Origin of the sequence: Kitasatospora sp. NPDC058170 (assembly GCF_042883905.1) — a bacterium.
Classification (GTDB): Bacteria; Actinomycetota; Actinomycetes; order Streptomycetales; family Streptomycetaceae; genus Kitasatospora.
The window spans coordinates 21436-40514 of sequence record NZ_JBHVUV010000021.1 but is presented as its reverse complement, the minus strand read 5'-3'; the positions used below and the strand labels follow the sequence as shown (position 1 = coordinate 40514).

17 protein-coding genes and 1 pseudogene are annotated in these 19079 nt (G+C 73.0%); 9 read left to right on the top strand and 9 right to left on the bottom strand.

Features of this window, described 5'->3' with window-relative positions; genetic code table 11:
* The first annotated feature begins 540 nt into the window (after positions 1-540).
* From gcl to ACFVVX_RS23565, 3 genes are all read left to right on the top strand, one after another.
* Positions 541-2319 (top strand): glyoxylate carboligase, encoded by a 1779-nt coding sequence (gcl, locus tag ACFVVX_RS23575; protein WP_387948677.1) that lies wholly within the window; start codon positions 541-543, stop codon positions 2317-2319.
* A gap of 200 nt (positions 2320-2519) precedes the next feature.
* Entirely contained in the window at positions 2520-3008 is a 489-nt protein-coding gene (locus ACFVVX_RS23570) for a pyridoxamine 5'-phosphate oxidase family protein (RefSeq protein ID WP_387948564.1), read from the top strand.
* Positions 3009-3117: 109 nt separating this feature from the next.
* On the top strand, positions 3118-3606 hold the full coding sequence (locus ACFVVX_RS23565; RefSeq protein ID WP_387948563.1) for a glutathione peroxidase: 489 nt from the start codon (positions 3118-3120) through the stop codon (positions 3604-3606).
* A gap of 125 nt (positions 3607-3731) precedes the next feature.
* On the opposite strand, the pseudogene ACFVVX_RS23560 reads toward ACFVVX_RS23565, so the two are convergent.
* The 5 genes and pseudogenes from ACFVVX_RS23560 to ACFVVX_RS23540 all read right to left on the bottom strand — a co-directional run.
* Positions 3732-4145, bottom strand: a pseudogene (locus ACFVVX_RS23560) (LysR family transcriptional regulator); the annotation flags it as partial.
* A 447-nt stretch (positions 4146-4592) separates the two neighbouring features.
* A complete protein-coding gene (locus ACFVVX_RS23555; protein ID WP_387948562.1) occupies positions 4593-5159 on the bottom strand; it encodes a Uma2 family endonuclease in 567 nt (188 codons plus the stop codon).
* A 436-nt stretch (positions 5160-5595) separates the two neighbouring features.
* Positions 5596-6000, bottom strand: coding sequence for a hypothetical protein (locus ACFVVX_RS23550; protein WP_387948561.1), 405 nt, complete (start codon positions 5998-6000; stop codon positions 5596-5598).
* A gap of 22 nt (positions 6001-6022) precedes the next feature.
* Positions 6023-6523 (bottom strand): MarR family winged helix-turn-helix transcriptional regulator, encoded by a 501-nt coding sequence (locus ACFVVX_RS23545; RefSeq protein WP_387948560.1) that lies wholly within the window; start codon positions 6521-6523, stop codon positions 6023-6025.
* Between the two features lie 240 nt (positions 6524-6763).
* Entirely contained in the window at positions 6764-7927 is a 1164-nt protein-coding gene (locus ACFVVX_RS23540; protein ID WP_387948559.1) for an FAD-dependent oxidoreductase, read from the bottom strand.
* Between the two features lie 135 nt (positions 7928-8062).
* On the opposite strand from ACFVVX_RS23540, the gene ACFVVX_RS23535 reads away from it, so the two are divergent.
* Complete coding sequence (locus ACFVVX_RS23535) at positions 8063-8686, top strand: TetR/AcrR family transcriptional regulator (RefSeq protein ID WP_387948558.1); 624 nt, start codon at positions 8063-8065, stop codon at positions 8684-8686.
* A gap of 83 nt (positions 8687-8769) precedes the next feature.
* Here the strand turns inward: ACFVVX_RS23535 and ACFVVX_RS23530 are convergent, their stop codons facing one another.
* The 3 genes from ACFVVX_RS23530 to ACFVVX_RS23520 form a co-directional block, all read right to left on the bottom strand.
* A complete protein-coding gene (locus tag ACFVVX_RS23530) occupies positions 8770-9831 on the bottom strand; it encodes a hypothetical protein (RefSeq protein WP_387948557.1) in 1062 nt (353 codons plus the stop codon).
* Between the two features lie 110 nt (positions 9832-9941).
* A complete protein-coding gene (locus tag ACFVVX_RS23525) occupies positions 9942-11876 on the bottom strand; it encodes a protein kinase (protein WP_387948556.1) in 1935 nt (644 codons plus the stop codon).
* A gap of 299 nt (positions 11877-12175) precedes the next feature.
* Positions 12176-13102 (bottom strand): LysR family transcriptional regulator, encoded by a 927-nt coding sequence (locus tag ACFVVX_RS23520; RefSeq protein WP_387948555.1) that lies wholly within the window; start codon positions 13100-13102, stop codon positions 12176-12178.
* Positions 13103-13197: 95 nt separating this feature from the next.
* On the opposite strand from ACFVVX_RS23520, the gene ACFVVX_RS23515 reads away from it, so the two are divergent.
* The 5 genes from ACFVVX_RS23515 (at position 13198) to ACFVVX_RS23495 (ending at position 17981) form a co-directional block, all read left to right on the top strand.
* Positions 13198-13902, top strand: a complete 705-nt coding sequence (locus ACFVVX_RS23515) for a succinate dehydrogenase cytochrome b subunit (protein WP_387948554.1) — start codon at positions 13198-13200, stop codon at positions 13900-13902.
* Positions 13899-15845 carry a fumarate reductase/succinate dehydrogenase flavoprotein subunit gene (locus ACFVVX_RS23510; protein WP_387948553.1) on the top strand — a complete coding sequence of 649 codons (1947 nt, stop codon included), beginning with the start codon at positions 13899-13901 and terminating at the stop codon, positions 15843-15845. The genes ACFVVX_RS23515 and ACFVVX_RS23510 overlap by 4 nt, the downstream gene beginning before the upstream one ends.
* A complete protein-coding gene (locus tag ACFVVX_RS23505) occupies positions 15842-16579 on the top strand; it encodes a succinate dehydrogenase/fumarate reductase iron-sulfur subunit (protein ID WP_387948552.1) in 738 nt (245 codons plus the stop codon). Before ACFVVX_RS23510 ends, ACFVVX_RS23505 begins: the two co-directional genes overlap by 4 nt.
* A gap of 236 nt (positions 16580-16815) precedes the next feature.
* Positions 16816-17367: a hypothetical protein gene (locus ACFVVX_RS23500; protein ID WP_387948551.1), complete on the top strand. Its 552-nt coding sequence runs from the start codon at positions 16816-16818 to the stop codon at positions 17365-17367.
* Positions 17368-17678: 311 nt separating this feature from the next.
* Positions 17679-17981, top strand: coding sequence for a hypothetical protein (locus ACFVVX_RS23495; RefSeq protein ID WP_387948550.1), 303 nt, complete (start codon positions 17679-17681; stop codon positions 17979-17981).
* Between the two features lie 94 nt (positions 17982-18075).
* On the opposite strand, the gene ACFVVX_RS23490 is transcribed toward ACFVVX_RS23495, so the two are convergent.
* A complete protein-coding gene (locus ACFVVX_RS23490; protein ID WP_387948549.1) occupies positions 18076-19008 on the bottom strand; it encodes a DUF2797 domain-containing protein in 933 nt (310 codons plus the stop codon).
* Positions 19009-19079 lie beyond the last annotated feature (71 nt).

The following is a 19079-nucleotide window of genomic DNA, read 5'->3' as shown; positions in this document are numbered from 1 at the left end:
GCACCGACGGTACCCAGCACCCGGGCACAGGCCGACCTCGCTCACCATCCCTTCACCCGTACCTCACACCGGCCCCGCATCCCGGCCCGGATCGGGCCCTTCGACGGGTACGGCAGTTCGCCGGTCGAGAAGACGTCCGAATACGCACGACAGCGCGCGGGGCGGGGCCGGGCCGCCCCGCCGGGCATCCGAGGCAGCACCACCCCGCCGGGTACCCACGGCAGGGCCGACCCGCTTGCAGCAAACGACGACGACCGGGCCCGGAACGCCCCGCAGAGCTGGAGGAAGCGGCGGTGGTCCGCCCCCGCCGGCCGTGGCAGCCTGACGGGACGCCCTGCGCGCCGCCCGCCACCTGCGGTTTCCCCGACCGCCGCCCGGCGCGCCAGGCTTCCACATTCTGTTGAAAGTCCCCTTGACGCCCCGACAGGCCTCGCCTTACTTTGTTTCCACATACAGAAACCGTTCTTCCGTATGGTGGAATTCTGGAGATGAGCCCTCCGACCCACTGCGGGCCGACGCAGGAGAAACCCGATGCCTCGTATGACAGCCGCCCGCGCGGCGGTGGAGATCCTCAAGCTCGAAGGCGTTGAGGTCGCGTTCGGCGTGCCGGGCGCAGCGATCAACCCCTTCTACGCCGCCCTCAAGGCCTCCGGTGAGATCAGGCACACGCTGGCCCGGCACGTCGAGGGCGCCTCCCACATGGCGGAGGGCTACACCCGCGCCAAGGCCGGCAACATCGGTGTCTGCATCGGCACCTCCGGCCCGGCCGGCACCGACATGATCACCGGCCTCTACTCGGCGATCGCCGACTCGATCCCGATCCTGTGCATCACCGGCCAGGCACCGGTCTCCAAGCTGCACAAGGAGGACTTCCAGGCCGTCGACATCGCCTCGATCGCCAAGCCGGTCACCAAGGCGGCGACCACCGTGCTGGAGGCCGCGCAGGTCCCCGGCGTCTTCCAGCAGGCCTTCCACCTGATGCGCTCCGGCCGTCCCGGCCCGGTCCTGATCGACCTGCCGATCGACGTCCAGCTGACCGAGATCGAGTTCGACCCGGACACCTACCAGCCGCTGCCGGTCTACAAGCCCCGCGCCAGCCGGGCCCAGGCCGAGAAGGCGCTCCAGTTCCTGCTGGAGTCCGAGCGCCCGCTGATCGTCTCCGGCGGCGGCATCATCAACGCCGACGCCTCCGACCTCCTGGTCGAGTTCGCCGAGCTGACCGGCGTCCCGGTCATCTCCACCCTGATGGGCTGGGGCACCATCCCCGACGACCACGAGCTGAGCGCCGGCATGGTCGGCGTCCAGACCTCGCACCGCTACGGCAACGCGACCTTCCTGGAGTCGGACTTCGTCCTCGGCATCGGCAACCGCTGGGCCAACCGCCACACCGGGTACAACCTGGAGGCGTACACCAAGGGCCGCAAGTTCGTCCACGTCGACATCGAGCCCACCCAGATCGGCAAGATCTTCGCCCCGGACTACGGCATCGCCTCCGACGCCAAGGCCGCGCTGGAGCTGTTCATCGAGGTCGCCAAGGACCTCAAGGCCGCGGGCCGGCTGCCGGACTTCGGCTCCTGGGCCGCCTCCGCCCAGGAGCGCAAGGCCACCCTGCTGCGCCGCACGCACTTCGACAACATCCCGATGAAGCCGCAGCGCGTCTACGAGGAGATGAACAAGGCCTTCGGCCCGGAGACCCGCTACGTCACCACCATCGGCCTCTCCCAGATCGCCGGCGCGCAGATGCTGCACGTCTACAAGCCGCGCAACTGGATCAACTGCGGCCAGGCCGGCCCGCTCGGCTGGACCATCCCGGCCGCGATCGGCGCCGCCACCGCCGACCCCGGGACCCCGATCGTCGCGCTCTCGGGCGACTACGACTTCCAGTTCATGATCGAGGAGCTGGCGGTCGCCGCCCAGCACAAGGTCCCCTACATCCACGTGCTCGTGAACAACGCCTACCTCGGCCTGATCCGCCAGGCGCAGATCGGGCTGGACATCAACTTCCAGGTCAACCTGGAGTTCGAGAACATCAACGCCCCGGAGCTCGGCGTCTACGGCGTCGACCACGTCAAGGTCGCCGAGGGCCTCGGCGTCAAGGCGATCCGCGTCACCGACCCGAACGAGCTGGCCGCCGCGTTCGAGGAGGCCAAGAAGCTCGCCGCCGAGCACAGCGTCCCGGTCGTGGTCGAGGCCATCCTGGAGCGCATCACCAACATCTCGATGAGCCGGACCGTCGACATGAGCAACGTGACCGAGTTCGAGGAGGTCGCCACCCTGCCGGAGCACGCCCCGACGGCGATCAAGCCGCTGGCGCTCTGAGCGGCGCCCGGTCGTGAGCGGCGGCCGACCGGCCCGGCCCCGGGCCCGGTGGTAGTGGGGGGCCTCTCCCCCGACACCACCGGGCCCGCCCCCCGCCGGGGCCTCCGGCAGGCGTTCGGCGCGGCTATCGTGCGGGTACGCATCAAGGAATGCCCGCGCGACCACCGCGCGGGCTTCCGCACCCCCGGGAGGCCCGAGCCGTGCCCTTCACCATGAGCGTCGCCGACCGCGAGAGCTTTCTGGCCGCCCCGCACGTCGGCGTGCTCGCCGTCGGCGGCGCGGGCGCCGAACCCGGCGCCGGCCTGCTGGCCGTCCCGATCTGGTACTCCTACCGCCCCGGCGGTGTGCTCACCGTCCTGACCGGCCGCGACTCCGCCAAGACCCGGCGGATCACCGCCGCGGGCCGCTTCGCCCTCTGCGCCCAGCAGGAGGAGCCGCCCTGCCGCTACGTGAGCGTCGAGGGCCCGGTGGTCGCGATCGAGGACCGGCTCGACCCCGCCGAGCGCGCCGCCATGGCCCACCGATACATGCCGACCGCCACCGCCCGCGCCTACCTCGCCGCCACCGCCGAACAGCTGACCGCCGACATCGCCATCCGGATGCGCCCCGAGCGCTGGCACAGCGCCGACTTCTCCGCCGTCGCCGCGCGGCTCGGTTCGAACACCGCCCCGGCGGCGGAACACCCGTAGCCCGGTTGTGGTTGACGTAGGCGGGAGCGGCTACCGTTCCGAGCGAGTCCCGTGACGAGGCCCGCAACGAGTCCCGTCCCGACACCCGACCATCCCGAAGGGCACCCACGTGAGCCTGTACGACATCCCGCTGCGCACCCTGTCCGGCGAGGCCGCCTCGCTGGCCGACTACAAGGGCAAGGCGCTGCTGATCGTGAACGTCGCCTCCAAGTGCGGCCTGACCCCGCAGTACGCGGGCCTGGAGCGGCTCCAGGAGCGCTACGCCGCGCGCGGCTTCACCGTGCTGGGCTTCCCGTCGAACCAGTTCGCCGGGCAGGAGCCGGGCAGCTCCGAGGAGATCCAGACCTTCTGCTCCACCACCTACGGCGTCAGCTTCCCGCTGTTCGAGAAGACGGACGTGAACGGCGACGACCGCCACCCGCTGTACGCGGCGCTGACCCAGACCGCCGACGCCGAGGGCCAGGCCGGGGACGTCTCCTGGAACTTCGAGAAGTTCCTCGTCTCGCCGGACGGCACCGTCGCCGCCCGCATCCGCCCGCGCACCGAGCCGGAGTCCGACGAGGTCATCACCGCGATCGAGGCCCTCCTCCCGGCCTGACGCACACCACACCCGCCGAACGGGCCCGGGGCCACCGCCCCGGGCCCGTTCGCATGCCCGCCCGCCCGGCGCGCAGGCAGTCGGCGGGTCTCCCGGACGGACGCGGTGTTCGGGAGCGGCGGCGCTCAGCGCGGGGTGACCCAGTGCGGTGCCCAGGTCCCGGCGGTGCCGTGGCCGGCCGGGGTGGTGGCGAGGTGGGCGCGGAGGGTGGCCAGCGCCGGGTGGGGGTTGTCGCGGTGCCAGAGGAGCGAGTGCGGGTAGACGGGCGTCGGATCGGTCACCGGGATGCGGCGCAGGCCGTGGCCGGCGGGCCAGATGAGGCGGGTGTGCTCGCCCATGAAGGTGGCCAGGGCCGGGGTGTCGGCGATGGTGTCCAGCAGGGCGTCGGAGCCGAAGTTGGGACCGGTCGCCTCGATGGCGAGGCCGAACTCCGCGACGAGGTCGTCGTAGTAGGCGCCCCACTCGCTACCGGGGACGATGCCGGGCATCCAGATCCGGTGGCCGGCCAGCTGATCGACGGTCACCGACCGTGCTCCCGCGGCGACAAAGGTGCGTACTGCTTCGAGATCCACGCGGCACTAGTGAACAACGGACGGTTGTGGAGAGCCGGCAGTGCGGTTGTTCGACTCAATCGACCCACAGAAGTTGGACCAGAACCGCAACTCACGCACAGGCGCCGAGAGTACCCGTGCGGCGTGTCGACCCAGGCTCGCGGTCATGGTGGTCCGTGAGGTGGAATGGGTCCGATCGGGCCGTGGGTCTGATGATCGGGCTGGAGTGCTTGGGTGGGGACGATCCTCAAAGGCGTGAGCCACGTGCGCTGGCACGAGTTGAAGCATGCCCATGGATCTGCGGCAGAGGTTCCCGGTCTGCTGTCGCGGATCGCGTGGGGCGACGCCCGGGCGAGCGAGGAAGCACCGCCGCCGGTCCCGTCGGGCAGGGACCATCCCCCGCGCGCGGGGAACGGGAACGAAGCCCGGCCGGGATCAGAACTCGGCTGTGTCGAGTTCGAGGCTCAGTGGGGCCGGTAGCTGTAGAGGGGTTCCGAAGGGGTGGGGCCCTTCGACCCGGGTATAGCCGAGCTGGCCCGGCTGGGAGAACAGGGTGCAGGTGCGTTCCTGGCGGTCGACCAGGAGGTACACGGGAGCGCCGAACTGCGAGTAGCGCCGACGCTTCGCGGTCCTGTCGGTGTCACCGTTCGATGGTGACGTCACCTCGACGACGAGCACGGTCTGGTCCGGAAGGAGTGCTCCCTCCGTCTTCGCCAGCTCGGCAGGAACCACCGCGAGGTCCGGCACGTAGAAGTTCTCCGTACCGGGCAGGTCGAGGTTCCCGGAGCCGGCCCGAAGGCCCAGTTCGCGCATGCGGGGCCCGATCTGCTCACGAATCAGATCGACAGAGCTCTCGTGGGCCCAGGACGGTGACACGGGGGTGATGACTCCCTCGACGATCTCGACACGGTCACCCGCAACATGCTGAATCGCGTACTTCAGGGCCTGCTCCGGATTCGGCACCCGACTGTAGTCACCCGGGCCGGCATGCGCTGTGCTCACGTGCTGCTCTCCTGTCCGGATCTCAGATCCTCAGAGCGGACCGGACCATTGACAGTTGGTCGTGTCTGCTGCGGCCTGGCTGCCACGGCCGCAAGTACCGCGCCGGCCCCGGTGAGCACAGGCGCCAGGAGGAGCCAAGGCACCCAGTAACGGTACTAGATGAGTGAGTCCGATGCCCTCACTGGTCATAGGCGATGAGCGAGCGCTTGATCGTGGCGCCGGTGTTCGAGTTGTGCCAGATCGCGGCGGCGGCGGCGAGCAGGCGTTGACCGGTGCGGGCGAGGACGCCGGCCTCGGTTCGTACGCCGTGCTGCTCGAGGCTGAGCCGGCCCTTCAGGGTGTCGATGACCGCTTCGATGCCGCCGGGTTTCGGGCGCAGTTGGGGACTTGCTTGGGCGGTGTGGCCAATGCGTTCCGTCGTGACAGCCCGGCCCGGTCACGCCGTGCGGACGGCCTCGTCGTGGGTTGTGCCGACTGCGGACATGATGGCTTGCCAGGGGCCGGCGTCGAAGATGAGCTCGATCGAGGTGATCCGGCCGTCGCGCAGCCGGAAGTGCTCGGCCGTGCGCTGGGTGATGCCGATGGCCGGGGTGGTGTGGACGTCGTAGACCAAGGTGGCCTCGGTCTCGCCGTACAGCTCGCTGATCAGCTCCACACCGGTGACGATGCCGAGGAGCCCGTCCAAGCCGTCGAGGTGGCCGGTCGGGCTGTCGGAGGTGATGAAGGGGCTGCGGAAGCGGAAGCCTTCGCCGATCTGGGCGGCGGCTGTGGTGACGTCTCCCTGGAACCGGGCCTCGTGGTAGGCCCTGACCGTGCCTCGGGTGGTTGTGTCGATGGTCAAGAGGTGCTCCTTGGCCGTTGGTTCAGGAGGCCGGTGGCTGGTCTTGCCGGGCCGCGTTCAGGTACTGCTCCATGCGTTGCTGGTTCTCGACCACGCGCAGGGACAGATCGCGGAACCGGGCGAGTTCGTCTTCGGTGAAGCCCTGGAAGACGGCGGACATGGCGCGTTGGGTCGGCTGCCGGAAGGCGTCCAGCCAGTCGCCGCCCGCAGGTGTGATCCTGGCTCGAACCGACCGGCGGTCGCGCTGGTCCTGGACCCGCTGAGCCAGACCGTCGCGCTCCAGCGTGTCGACCAGGCCGGTGACATTGCGGGAACTCACACCCGCCGCACGGGCCAGTTCGCCGATGCTCAGCCCCTCGTCCGCGGCCGTGTTCAGCCGTGCGAGGACGTCGAGCGCCCCCGCGCTGAGCCCACGTCCCCCCACACCGTACGAGCGCAGCCTGTCAACCGCCTGCGAGGCCGACCGGACGGCCGCAGCCGTCTCCAGCGCGAGGGTGTCGCCCCCGGCCGCGAACGCCTGCATCGAGTCCCGGACACCAGGGTCGTAGAGGAAGCCATCAGAGTCACGGACGGCACCAGAAATATGTACGTGCTTCATAATGAAGCAGCACTCTACTCTGCCAACGACGACACCACCAGAAACCGTGACGGTTGGTCAGTTCGACCTTCCCTTGGGCTGCTCGCATGGCACACCTGATGCCAGGCGCCAGGGATGTCCACCACCGCCTCCTCCCCCGGTGGCGCTGTGGTCGCGGGTGGGGACTCAGGGCCGGGCGGGGCCGTCGGCGCCGGGGGCGGGGTGGTCGGAGTGGTCGGGGAGGTCGACGGACAGGAGGTGGTCGGCGCCGCCTTCGAGGAGTGCGGCCGTCTCGGTGGAGCGGGGGAGCATGGTCTTCTCGTAGCCGCGGACGGCGTCCTCGACGGTGGCGGAGCCGGCGAGGGCGAGGGCGAGTTCGGCGGCGTCGAGCATGGCGAGGTTGACGCCGACGCCGAGCGGGGGCATGAGGTGGGCCGCGTCGCCGAGCAGCGTCACGGTCGGGCTGGGCTCCCAGGTGTGCGGGACGGGGAGGGCGAGGATCGGGCGGTCGACGTAGGGGCCGTCGTTGTCGGTGATCATCCGGCGCATGCGGGGCGACCAGTGCGCGAACTCGTCGAGGAGCAGCGTGCGGAGGGCGTCGGTGTCGTCGGCGGTCAGGCCGCTCCGGCTGATCCAGTCGACCGGCACCCGCCGGATGACGTAGACCCGGATGTGGTCTCCGCTGTTGCGCTGGGCGAACAGGCCGCGGACGCCGTCGGCCGCATGGGCGCCGCCCGGGCCGACCAGTTCGGCGATGTCGGGGTGGCGGTTCTCGACGTCGGAGAACCTGGCCTCCAGGAAGCTCACCCCGGTGTACCGGGGGACGGCGGGGGACACCGCCGGGCGGACCCGGGAGAAGGCGCCGTCGGCGCCGATGACCAGATCGGTCTCGACGGTCGTGCCGTCGGTGAAGTGCAGCTGCCGCGGCCCGTCGGCGGGCCCGCCGACCGCGTCGAGGGATCGCCCCCAGCGCACGGTTCCCGGCTGCAGGGAGTCGAGCAGCAGGTCCCGTAGCCGGCCGCGGTCGATCTCCGGCTTGAAGGACTCGCCGACCTCCGGTACCTGGTGGGACGTCATCGTGCCGGTCGGGTCCATCCGGCGCATCTCCTGCCCTTCGGGGCGGGCCAGCGCGAAGAACTCGTCGAGCAGGCCGGCTTCGCGCAGGGCGACCTGGCCGTTGTCGGCGTGCAGGTCCAGGGTGCCGCCCTGGTTGCGGGCGTGGGGGCCCCGGTCGCCGTCGTAGACGGTGACCGCGATGCCGCGCCGCTGAAGGATGCGGGCGCAGGTCAGCCCGCCGGGTCCGGCGCCGACGATGCTGATCCTGGCCCGGGCAGGTGCTACGGGGTTCACGGTGTTCCCTTCGCCGGCGCCGGATCACGGCTGCGGCCCTGTGCCGTGCCGCGGCCACTCGGGCAGCGCCATATTTGCAACGGATTCAAAAATACAACGATTCCAACTTTCCGCAAGGCCGGGTAGGGTTGGCCCATGGCAGAGACGATCGACGGCACGGCAGCGGGCGGGCGGCGCGAACGCAAGAAGGCCGCCACCCGCCAGGCGATCGCCGACACGGCACTGCGGCTGTTCCTGGAACGCGGCTACGAACAGGTGGGCGTCCGCGAGATCGCCGAAGGCGCCGACGTGTCGGTGTCGACCCTGTTCAACTACTTCCCCCAGGGCAAAGAGGCCCTGGTCTTCGACGAGGACGCCCGCAACGAGGCCGCCCTGGTCCGTGCGGTCACCGACCGGCCGCCGGGCCAGACCGTCCCCCGCGCGCTGCGTGCCTACCTCATCGGCTTCGTCGACTCGGCCCACACCCGGGACCCTCGCTTCGCCGACTTCCAGCGGCTCATCCAGGAGACCCCCGCCCTGCGTGAGCACTCCCGGTCGATGTGGCTGCGCCACGAACACGCTCTGGCCCGCGCTCTCGCCGACCAGACCGGTCGGCCGCACGACGACCTGGTCTGTGCCGCCTACGCCCGGTTCACGCTCGAAACCCTCGCGTTCGCAGGCTCCCGCCCCGACCCCGTCGCCGCCGTCGACCAGGCCTGTCTCCTGCTCGACCAGGGCTGGACGGCCGCCGCCGCCCGGGCTGTTCCCGAGCCCGCCTGACCCACCAGGCCGGCCAGGCGGCCCGCCGACGCCCCGACCGCGCACGGCTCATAAGGCCCGCAGGGGCCACCGGGGTGCGGGGCTCAGGGGCAGTGGTAGGCGAAGGAGGCGGCCGCCGTCCTGGGGCCCGGGGAGAGGAGGTCCAGGGTCGCGGTGGCCTGGAGTGAGCCCTGGCCCTCGAAGCTCCAGCGGAGCACCAGGTCGGTGCGGTGGGTGCCGGAGCGGACCTCCTGGGCGATCTCGTCGGAGGTGGTGCCGTCGCTGCGCAGCCAGCGGTAGCGGATCGTGCCGGCTCCGCCGTTGGTCTCCACCGCCGCCGTGATCAGCGCTGTGCCGCCGCAGCCGGGGCCTGCCGGGTCGGTGGTCACGCCGACGCCGGTGACCGCCAGGGCGGGGGTGGTGAAGCGCCAGTACAGGAAGGCCAGGACGGCCAGCAGCACCGCGATCGGCACCAGCCAGCGTCGCATCCGGCGGGGGCGGCGCGGCTGCTGTGCGTCGGGGACGGCGGCTCCGTGCCAGACCGCGGCGGCCTGCGGCGGGACACCGGGGCCGAAGCGCCGCAACTCGCCCGGGGCGAACGGCTTCTCCGCCGGGTCGGCGGCCGGCGCCGGGCCGGGTGCCCGCGTGGTGGCCGGGCCGGTCGTGACGACGCCCGGGGCCGTCGCCAGGGGGTCGACGGCCGTGGCGGTCTCGCCCGGGTCCGAGGCGCCGCCCCAGGCCCTGGGGTCCAGGAACGTCGCGCTCGCGGCGTCGGACCCGGCCTCGGCGGCCGGCGGCGTTGCGGCCCGGCCCGGCTCCACCGTCCGCCCCTCCCCCGCCACGGGGGCACCGAGCCGGACGGTCCGGTCCGCGGCCGCACCCACCACCGGAGCGCTCACCACCTGGACGCCGTCCAGCCGTGCGGTGGCCTCGGCGTCGGGGCCGTCCGCGGTCGGTGCCGCGGCCGGTGCCGCAGTGGATGCCTCAGTCGATGCCGTGGCCGGAGCCGCGGCGGGCTGGTCCAGCGTCACGGTCCGCTCCTCGGCCGCGGGGACGGGTCCGAGCCGGACGGTCTGCGCGGCGCCCGCCGCGGCGGCACCGAGCTGGACCGTCCGGTCGGTCTCCGCACCCGTCGGCGGGACGGAGTCGGGGCGGGGCGTGGACATGGCTTCTCCAGAGAGCGGGAGGAGGGACGGGCCGGATCGGTGACGGGAAGGGGGCGGGGCCCAGCGGGGCAGACCAGGACAGCGCAGACCAGGGCCGGGCAGCGCAGGGCTCAGCGCGGCGGGTCGCAGAGGTAGGCGGCCACCGACTGCGAGGTCTTGCCCGGCCTGGCCGCCGCCGGCGTGGTGCCGACGCTCACGCCCCAGGTCGGGAAGGTGTCGGCCGAGCCGAAGTCGTGCGGCCGGGTGACGGTGGCGCGGCCGTCGCGGACCACCACCGTGTCGGTCGCGACGGTGATCGTTCCCCGGCCCGCGGTGTGGAACCAGTTGAGCGTCAGTGTGCCGGTGCCCGTGCCCTGGGCGACCACGGTGACCGTCGCGGTCAGGCTCCACCGGCCGCTGCAGGTCAGCGAGTCCAGGTTCACCGTGGTGACGGCGAGGGTCGCCGGGGCGACGGTCGCGGTCGGGGTCACGGTCCCGGTCGGCGCCGCGGTGGCCGTCCCGGTCGGCGCGGCGGTGGTGGCGGCCGGTCCGGTGGGCGGCGCCGACGGGGGCGCGGCCGTGGGGGCCCCGCCACCGGGCGGCACCGACGGCGCGCCGGAGGTGGTGGCGGCGCCCGTCGCGGGCGGGGTGCCCTTGGCCGTGGGCGTCTTGCCGGTCGGTGAGGTCGTGGGCGAGGCGCTCGGACTGCCGGAGTCCGTCGCCGACGGTGCGTCCGTCGGGGAGGACGGCCCGGCGCTCGGGGTGTCCGCGGCACTGCTCGCCGCGGGCGACGGGCCGCCCGTCGGACCGGGCGCGCCGAGCGTGGTGGTGGCCTCCGGGGAGGCGTCGGCGACCACCGTGCGGGCACCGCCCTCGGTGGCCCCGGCTATCGCCATCCCGGCCAGCGTGGCCAGGGTGAGGGTGCCGGCCACGACCCCGACGAGTGCCTTGCCGCGGCCGCCGAGGCGTGCCCCGCGGCGGACCAGGGTCTCCCGGAGGACGGCGGCCGGAACGGCGTCGACACCGGCCGCGGCGCCCGCACCCGCCGGCGCTCCGGCGCCGCCCTGCGCGGTGTGGGCCAGCGAGGTGTGGGCCAGCGAGGTGCCGCCGGCCGCGCCCCCGGCACCGGGCAGCAGCAGCGCGAGCAGGGCCACCAGCCCCGTCAGGTCGAGCCGGCCCTTCTCCTCCCACTGCGGCCCGTAGCCCGCCGACGCGACGGCTTCGAGCTCCTCGACCAGCGCGGCCGCACTCTCCGGCCGGGCCCCCGGGTCCTTGGCGAGGCCCGCCAGGATCAGCGGCCGGACCGGGTCGGGCGCCAGCTCGGCGGGGATCGGGGCCTCGGTGTGCTGGACGGCGAGCTCGGCGATCGTGGTGCCGCCGTACGGGCGGGCGCCGGTGAGGCACTCGAAGAAGGTCACGGTGGCGGCGTAGACGTCGCCGGCCGGGGAGGCGGGCCGCCCCGCCCACTGCTCGGGCGGCATGTAGGCGGGCGTGCCGGAGACGTCGCGGTCGTCGCCGCTGGGCACCGCGATGCCGAAGTCCACCAGCTTGGAGGTGCCGGCCGTGTCGACCAGCACGTTGGCGGGCTTGTAGTCGCGGTGCACGACCCCGGCGTCGTGGGCGGCGGCCAGGCCCAGCAGCGAGCCCTTCAGGACGACCAGGGCGGCCTCCGGGGTGGTGGCGCCCTCCGCGCGGAGCAGGTCGCGCAGCGCGATCCCGTCCACCAGCTCCATCACGATGGCCGAGCCCCGCTCCCCCTCCACGTACTCGTAGAGCCGGGTGACGTGCGGGGAGTCGACCGTCGCGAGGACCTCGGCCTCCCCGCGCAGGGCGGGCGTGCCGACCGAGCCGTGGAGGTACTTGATCGCCACGGGCGTGCCGGTCGTCCGGTGCCGGGCGAGCACGACCCGGCCGCTCGCGCCGGAGCCGAGCTCCCGCTCGTGGAGGTAGTCCGGGAGCTCCCAGGGGCGCTCGTCCTCGATCACGTGGTCGCCGCCCGCGGGGGCCGTGCTGCCCCCGGCCGGTCTGCCGTCCTGCTGCCCGTCCTGCTGCTTCCCGTCGTCCATCGCGTCGTACTCTCCCCGTGACTGCCTGCTCGGCCCTGCGGCGTCGCACCCTACGACACCGCGGCTACTGCCTGGGACGCGGCCCGTGAACAGCGGGTTCCGGGCGGCTGGGACCGCAAGGTCACGATTCGGGTGATTCGCACACCCTGCCAACCATTCGCCCGGCCGGGTGGGTTCGGCGGCCGCCGGGCGGCCCGGTCACCGCGGGGTCCGCGGGCACGGGAGCACGGGAGCCCGGCGGCGCCACAGGGGCACCGGAACGGAAACGGGCCAGGAAGCGGGCCAGGAGGCGGCCCGGCTCACGGCAGCAGCAGCCGGGTGCCCGGCAGCAGCTCCCCCGCCCGGGCCGCATCGCGCAGGTGGGCGAGCAGGGTCTCCCGCAGCGCGGCCGCCGCCCGGGTGAGCGGCACCTCGTGCCCGTGCGCGACCGCGATGGTCCGCCCCAGGCCCGGCCCGGCGAAGGGGGTGACGACCAGGCCCGAGCGGGCCGCGACCATCCCCGGCAGCACGGCCGGCCCCAGCCCCGCCCGGACGAAGCCGAGCACCGCGTCCATCTCGCCGCCCTCCACCGCGAACTCCGGCTCGAACCCGGCCGCCCGACAGGCCGCCAGGGTCGCCTCCCGGAGGTCGTAGCCCTCGCGGAACATCACCAGCGGCCGCCCGCGCAGCTCCGCCACCCGCACCCGGCGGCGGCGCCCGGTGGCCGTCCCGGAGACCAGGACCAGCTCCTCGTGCAGCAGCTCGGTGACCGACAGCGCCGGGGCCTCCTCGCCACTGGGCGGGGTGATGACCAGCGCGAGGTCCAGCTCCCCCGCCGCCAGGCTCCGGACCAGGTCGCGCGAGCCGCCCTCCCGCACCACCAGCGCCACTCCCGGGTACCGGTCCCGGAAGACCCGCAGGACATCCGGGACCAGGCTGGTGCACAGGCTCGGCGGTGCCCCCAGCCGCACCCGGCCGCGCCGCAGCTGCACCGTCTCCTGGACGGCGAGCCGGGCGCTCTCGGTGTCGGCGAGGATCCGCCGGGCCAGCGGGAGCAGCGCGCTCCCCGCATCGGTGAGCGCGATGTTGCCCCGGGTGCGGTGGAACAGCTCGGCGCCCAACTCCCGCTCCAGCGAACGGATCTGTTGCGAGAGCGACGGCTGTGCGACATGGGCCGCCTCGGCCGCGCGGGTGAAGTGGAGGGTCTCGGCGACCGCGAGGAAATAGCGGAGTTGCTGGAGCTGCACACGCCCAGGATAGGCGCACACGATAGCCGGCGACTATCGTCACGAGCCGCATCATGTCTTGGACGCACCGTCGCGCGCTGCCTACCGTTGCAGGCATGACAACCGCGACTCGGACGGGCCGGCATCCGTCCACCCTGGCGACCCTCTGGCGGTCGACCGTCGGCAAGAAGGCGGTCATGGCCGTCAGCGGACTGGTCATGCTGCTGTACCTGGTCGCCCACATGCTCGGCAACCTCAAGGTCTTCTTCGGCCCGGACGACCTCAACGGCTACGCGCACTGGCTGCGCACCCTCGGCCAGCCGGTCCTGCACTACGAGTGGTTCCTCTGGGTCGCCCGGGTCGGCCTGCTGGCGGCCGTCGGACTGCACGGCGTGGCCGCGTACCAGCTCAGCCGGCGCGACCTCGCGGCCCGGCCCGCCAAGTACGTGCACCAGCGGCGGCGGGCGAGTTACGCGACCCGGACCATGCGGTGGGGCGGGGTGATCCTCGCGCTGTTCCTGGTCTGGCACATCCTGGACCTCACCACGCTCACCGTGAACCCGGCCGCCGAGCACGGCCACCCGTACCAGAACATCGTGGCCTCCTTCTCGAACTGGTACAGCTGCGTGATCTACATCGTCGCGATGCTGGCCGTCGGGCTGCACATCCGGCACGGCTTCTGGAGCGCCGCGCAGACCCTCGGCGCCAACAACGCCCGCCGGGACCGCGCGTTGAAGCTGACCGCCAACGGCCTGGCGCTGGTGCTGACCGTCGGTTTCCTGTCCGTCCCCGTCGCCGTGATGACCGGAGTGGTGAGTTGAGCACGTACGCCGACTACAGCGTCGGGGAGCCGATCGCCGACACCAGGGCCCCCGCCGGGCCGATCGAACAGCGATGGGACCAGCGGCGGTTCGACGCCAAGCTGGTCAACCCGGCCAACCGGCGCAAGCACACCGTGATCGTGGTCGGCACCGGCCTCGCGGGCGGCGCCGCCGGCGCCACGCTCGCCGAACAGGGCTACCACGTCGTGCAGTTCTGCTTCCAGGACTCCCCCCGCCGGGCCCACTCGATCGCCGCCCAGGGCGGGATCAACGCCGCGAAGAACTACCGCAACGACGGCGACTCCGTGCGCCGGCTGTTCTACGACACCGTCAAGGGCGGCGACTTCCGTGCCCGCGAGTCCAACGTGCACCGGCTCGCCCAGGTCTCGGTGGAGATCATCGACCAGTGTGTGGCCCAGGGCGTCCCGTTCGCCCGCGAGTACGGCGGTCTGCTGGACACCCGCTCCTTCGGCGGCGTCCAGGTGTCCCGCACCTTCTACGCCCGCGGCCAGACCGGCCAGCAGCTGCTGCTCGGCGCCTACCAGGCGCTGTCGCGCCAGATCGCCGCCGGGAACGTCGAGATGCACCCGCGCACCGAGATGCTCGACCTGCTCGTCGTCGACGGACGGGCCCGCGGCATCGTCGCCCGCGACCTGGTGACCGGTGCGGTCTCCACCCACACCGCCGACGCGGTGGTCCTCGCCAGCGGCGGCTACGGCAACGTCTTCTACCTCTCGACCAACGCCAAGAACTCCAACGCGACGGCCGTCTGGCGCGCCCACCGGCGCGGCGCGCACTTCGCCAACCCGTGTTTCACCCAGATCCACCCGACCTGCATCCCGCGCTCGGGCGACCACCAGTCCAAGCTCACCCTGATGAGCGAGTCGCTGCGCAACGACGGCCGGATCTGGGTGCCCGCGGCGCCGGGCGACACCCGGCCGCCGGCCGCGATCCCCGAGGCCGAGCGGGACTACTACCTGGAGCGGATCTACCCGTCCTTCGGCAACCTGGTGCCGCGCGACATCGCCTCCCGGGCCGCCAAGAACGTCTGCGACGAGGGGCGCGGGGTCGGCCCGGGCGGACAGGGGGTCTACCTGGACTTCGCGGACGCCATCCGCCGGCTGGGGCGCGACGCCGTCGCCGCCAGGTACGGCAACCTGTTCGAGATGTACGAGCGGATCACCGCCGAGGACCCGTACCAGGTGCCGATGCGGATCTACCCCGCGATCCACTACACGATGGGCGGGCTCTGGGTCGACTACGACCTGCAGACCACCGTGCCCGGCCTGTTCGCGATCGGCGAGGCCAACTTCTCCGACCACGGCGCCAACCGGCTCGGCGCCAGCGCGCTGATGCAGGGGCTCGCCGACGGGTACTTCGTCCTCCCGCCGACCGTCAACGACTACCTGGCCCGCAACCCGCTGCCGCCCGTGCCCGCCGACCACACCGAGATCGCCGTCGCCGAGGCCGAGGTGACGGACCGGCTGAACCTGATCCTGGCCGTGGACGGCGACCGGACGCCCGACTCCTTCCACCGCGAGCTGGGCGAACTCCTCTGGGACAAGTGCGGCATGGCCCGCGACGAGGCCGGCCTGCGCGAGGCGCTCACCCGGATCCCGCAGCTGCGCGAGGAGTTCTGGCGGCGCATCAAGGTGCCCGGCACCGGCCTGGAGCTCAACCAGTCGCTGGAGAAGGCCAACCGGCTGGTCGACTACTTCGAACTCGCCGAGCTGATGTGCCTCGACGCCCTGCACCGCGCCGAGTCCTGCGGCGGCCACTTCCGCCTGGAGAGCCAGACCCCGGACGGCGAGGCCGCCCGCCGCGACGAGGAGTTCTCCTACGCCGCCGCCTGGGAGTTCACCGGCACCGGCAGCGCACCCGTCCTGCACCGCGAGCACCTCGACTTCGAACACGTCCACCCCACCCAGCGGAGCTACACATGAACCTCACCCTGCGGATCTGGCGGCAGGCGGGCCCGGACGCGGCCGGCTCGATGACCACGTACCGGGTCGGCGGGATCAGCCCGGACATGTCCTTCCTGGAGATGCTCGACACCCTCAACGAGGAGCTGATCATCCGCGGCGACACGCCCGTCGCCTTCGACCACGACTGCCGCGAGGGCATCTGCGGCGCCTGCGGCATGGTCATCAACGGCCAGGCGCACGGGCCCGAGCGGACCACCACCTGCCAGCTCCACATGCGGCACTTCTCCGACGGCGACACCATCGACATCGAGCCCTGGCGGGCCGCCGCCTTCCCGGTGGTCCGGGACCTCGTGGTGGACCGCTCCGCCTTCGACCGGATCATCGGCTCCGGCGGCTACATCAGCGCCCCGACCGGCAGCGCCCCGGACGCGCACGCCACGCCCGTCCCCAAGGAGGCCGCGGACACCGCGTTCGAGCACGCCGAGTGCATCGGCTGCGGCGCGTGTGTCGCCGCCTGCCCCAACGGCTCGGCGATGCTCTTCACCTCCGCCAAGGTCGTCCACCTCAACGTCCTTCCGCAGGGCGCGCCGGAGCGGAACTCCCGGGTGCGGAACATGGTCGCCGCGATGGACGCCGAGGGCTTCGGCGGCTGCACCAACACCGGCGAGTGCGCCACCGCCTGCCCCAAGGGCATCCCGCTGCCCAGCATCGCCGCGATGAACCGCGCGTTCCTCCGCAGCGCCGCGGGCTGAGCGCCGGTCCCCGCTCCCCGGGTCCCCCGTGCCGCGCGGCGCAGGGGACCCGGTCCGGTACGCACCACCCGCGTCGGCGCAAGCCCCTCACGGCACTTGACCGCCGCGGGCACACCGTCGACACCCGGTGGCCACCGCACGGGCCTGATCACAGCTCGGCAACGCGCCGGAGCCCGACCCGCCCGCGCCTATAGCGTCTCCCCACCACGCTCACACCGATCTCATCAGGGGAGATCATGCGTACCTCAGCCCTCGCCCTTTCCCTCCTCTCCGCGGGCCTGCTCGCGGCCGCCACCGGCTGCTCCGACGCCTCGCCCGCGTCAATCCCCGCCCCCCGGCAGTCCGTTGCGGCGGCGCCGGTCGCCGCCACCACGACCGCGGCGCCCGCGCCCGACGCCGCCTCCGTCACCAAGCAGCTCGCCGCCGCCGGGCTGCCGGTCAGACTCACCGTCACCTACGACGCGACCAGCGATCCCAACGGCAAACTGGGCCGACCCCACCAGTACATCGGCAAGACGGCGTTCGACGACACCCGGGTCAGCAGCCTGGAGAAGGCGGTCGCCGACGCCTCCAAGGGCAGGCGCGACTCGATCTCCTACGGCGGCACCGTCGAGGTGTTCGCCACCTCCGAGGACGCCCAGGGCTGGGCGGACTACATCGACAAGGCGCAGCAGGCGATGGGAGGGCTGATGACGCCGGACTACATCCTGCGCAAGGGCCCGGTGGTGGTGCGGGTCTCCCATCTGCTGACCGCCGAGCAGGCGAAGGCGTACGAGGCCGCGCTCTGAGCCCGGATCGCCCCCGGCCGTGCCCCCGTTCCGGTCCGGAGCGGGGGCACGGCCGTTTCCGGGCTCCCCGGACGGGTGACGCTTCGTCGGACCGCTGCTCGTACCCGGGATTTCACGCTACCGTGGGGGTCGCTCCAGGGAGGGTTGCATATGCCCGAGGTTCAGTCCTGCTACGGCTGTGGCGGGTCCGGTGGAACCCAGAAAACCGAGGCCACGGTCGAGTTGGACGAGGAAGGGGGCATGGTGTCACGGACCAACACCTTCTGGTCGCCATGCAGTCAGTGCCAGGGATCCGGGACGGTGATCGTCGGATGAGGATGGTCTTCGAGTGCGTCGAGTGCGGCGTCCACTATCTGCCGCCGGAGGGCATGGTGTACCCGGACGGGCCCGCCTCGCCGCTGTGGTGCGCGCGCTGTCAGGAGGCGAAGCGGGCGGCCGGGGTCGGTGAGGACCCGCTGCTGGCGCGGGTGGCGCTGGCCGCCGCGCGGGCGGCGCTCGCCACCCGCGCGGCGGGCGGCGACGAGCCGGTCCGTTCCGATGTCCGGCCGTCGCGGCCGCCGTTGTCGCGCCGGGCGCGGTCGGGGCCGGGCGGGGTGCGCGGAAAGCTGGCCTGAGCCCGGGGAGTCGGGGCGCTCGGAGGCCGGGCCCGACCGGTCCGGGCCCAGGACGGCCATGAGGCACCAGGGCTGAGGCCTGCGGGCTCAGAGCTCAGAAGAGGGACTCCTGGGCGTCCCGTACCGGCGGGCGGACCCGGGGGCGCAGGGCCAGGCCGCTCGGCGGTCGGCCGGTCACCGGGGTGAGGGTCCAGCCGGTGAGCAGGCGGGTGTCCAGGAGGAGCGGGGTGGGCTCCTCGGGGTGGTCCAGCAGCAGGTGTCGGCCGATCGGCGGGCGCAGCGCGCCGGCCACGACCGCGCCGGCGGCGAGCGGGCCGATCTGCCGGTAGTCGGCGGGGGCGCCGTCGGCCAGTCCGAAGAGCTCGACGTGGTCGCCGACGGGGTGGTCGGGCAGGAGGTCCAGGGCGTGCCCCCGGAGCAGGCGGTGGGCCTGTTCGCGGGCGTCGGTGAGGACGGCCCGGCGCCGGTCGGCGTCGCTCTCCTCCCACCAGCCGTCCACCTTGACCCGGCTGGTGAAGCGCTCCCGGGCCAGCCCGGAGGCGGCGACGGTGAGTTCGGCCCGGCGGACGGCGGGGAGGGCGCCGCGTCCGGCGAAGGTGTAGGCCAGGGCGCCCTGTTCGAGCAGTCGGCTGCTGCCGCGCTGTTCGGCGGTGAGGCCGACCTTCAGCAGGCCGTCGCCGAACCAGGCGAGGTAGAGCAGGTAGGTGCGGCCGTCGTCGAGGATCTGGTCCCGGGCCAGGGCGAGGCCCCGGTCGACGCTCTGGCAGGCCTCGCACTGGACGGCGCCGCCCTCGGGCGCGATGACGGCCCGGTGCGGGCAGGGGGTGCGCTCGGACCGGCCGGCGATCCAGGCGCCGGTGCAGCGGCGGGGGCCTGCCAGCAGCCAGCCGACCTCGGTGCCGGCCGTGACGGCGCGCTCGTGCACGCGGCCGCCGTTGGTGGCGCTGAGCACCGGCCGCCCGTCCTGCCAGTGCAGGCCGGTGGAGATCCAGCCGGTGGGCCCGCCCGGCTGCTGCTGTGAGTGCACGCTCGTCCTCCCGTCCTCCCGGTCCGAACCAACGAGGTTACCCGGCGGCTCGGACAGCCGGGTCGGCGGGC

Bases quoted from the DNA above. Each gene is read 5' to 3' on its own strand.
- ACFVVX_RS23495 (WP_387948550.1), top strand. From the start codon at position 17,679: ATGAGGATGGTCTTCGAGTGCGTCGAGTGCGGCGTCCACTATCTGCCG.
- ACFVVX_RS23515 (WP_387948554.1), top strand. From the start codon at position 13,198: ATGACAACCGCGACTCGGACGGGCCGGCATCCGTCCACCCTGGCGACC.
- ACFVVX_RS23530 (WP_387948557.1), bottom strand. From the start codon at position 9,831: ATGTCCACGCCCCGCCCCGACTCCGTCCCGCCGACGGGTGCGGAGACC.
- gcl (WP_387948677.1), top strand. From the start codon at position 541: ATGACAGCCGCCCGCGCGGCGGTGGAGATCCTCAAGCTCGAAGGCGTT.
- ACFVVX_RS23500 (WP_387948551.1), top strand. From the start codon at position 16,816: ATGCGTACCTCAGCCCTCGCCCTTTCCCTCCTCTCCGCGGGCCTGCTC.
- ACFVVX_RS23525 (WP_387948556.1), bottom strand. From the start codon at position 11,876: ATGGACGACGGGAAGCAGCAGGACGGGCAGCAGGACGGCAGACCGGCC.
- ACFVVX_RS23535 (WP_387948558.1), top strand. From the start codon at position 8,063: ATGGCAGAGACGATCGACGGCACGGCAGCGGGCGGGCGGCGCGAACGC.
- ACFVVX_RS23545 (WP_387948560.1), bottom strand. From the start codon at position 6,523: ATGCAGGCGTTCGCGGCCGGGGGCGACACCCTCGCGCTGGAGACGGCT.
- ACFVVX_RS23505 (WP_387948552.1), top strand. From the start codon at position 15,842: ATGAACCTCACCCTGCGGATCTGGCGGCAGGCGGGCCCGGACGCGGCC.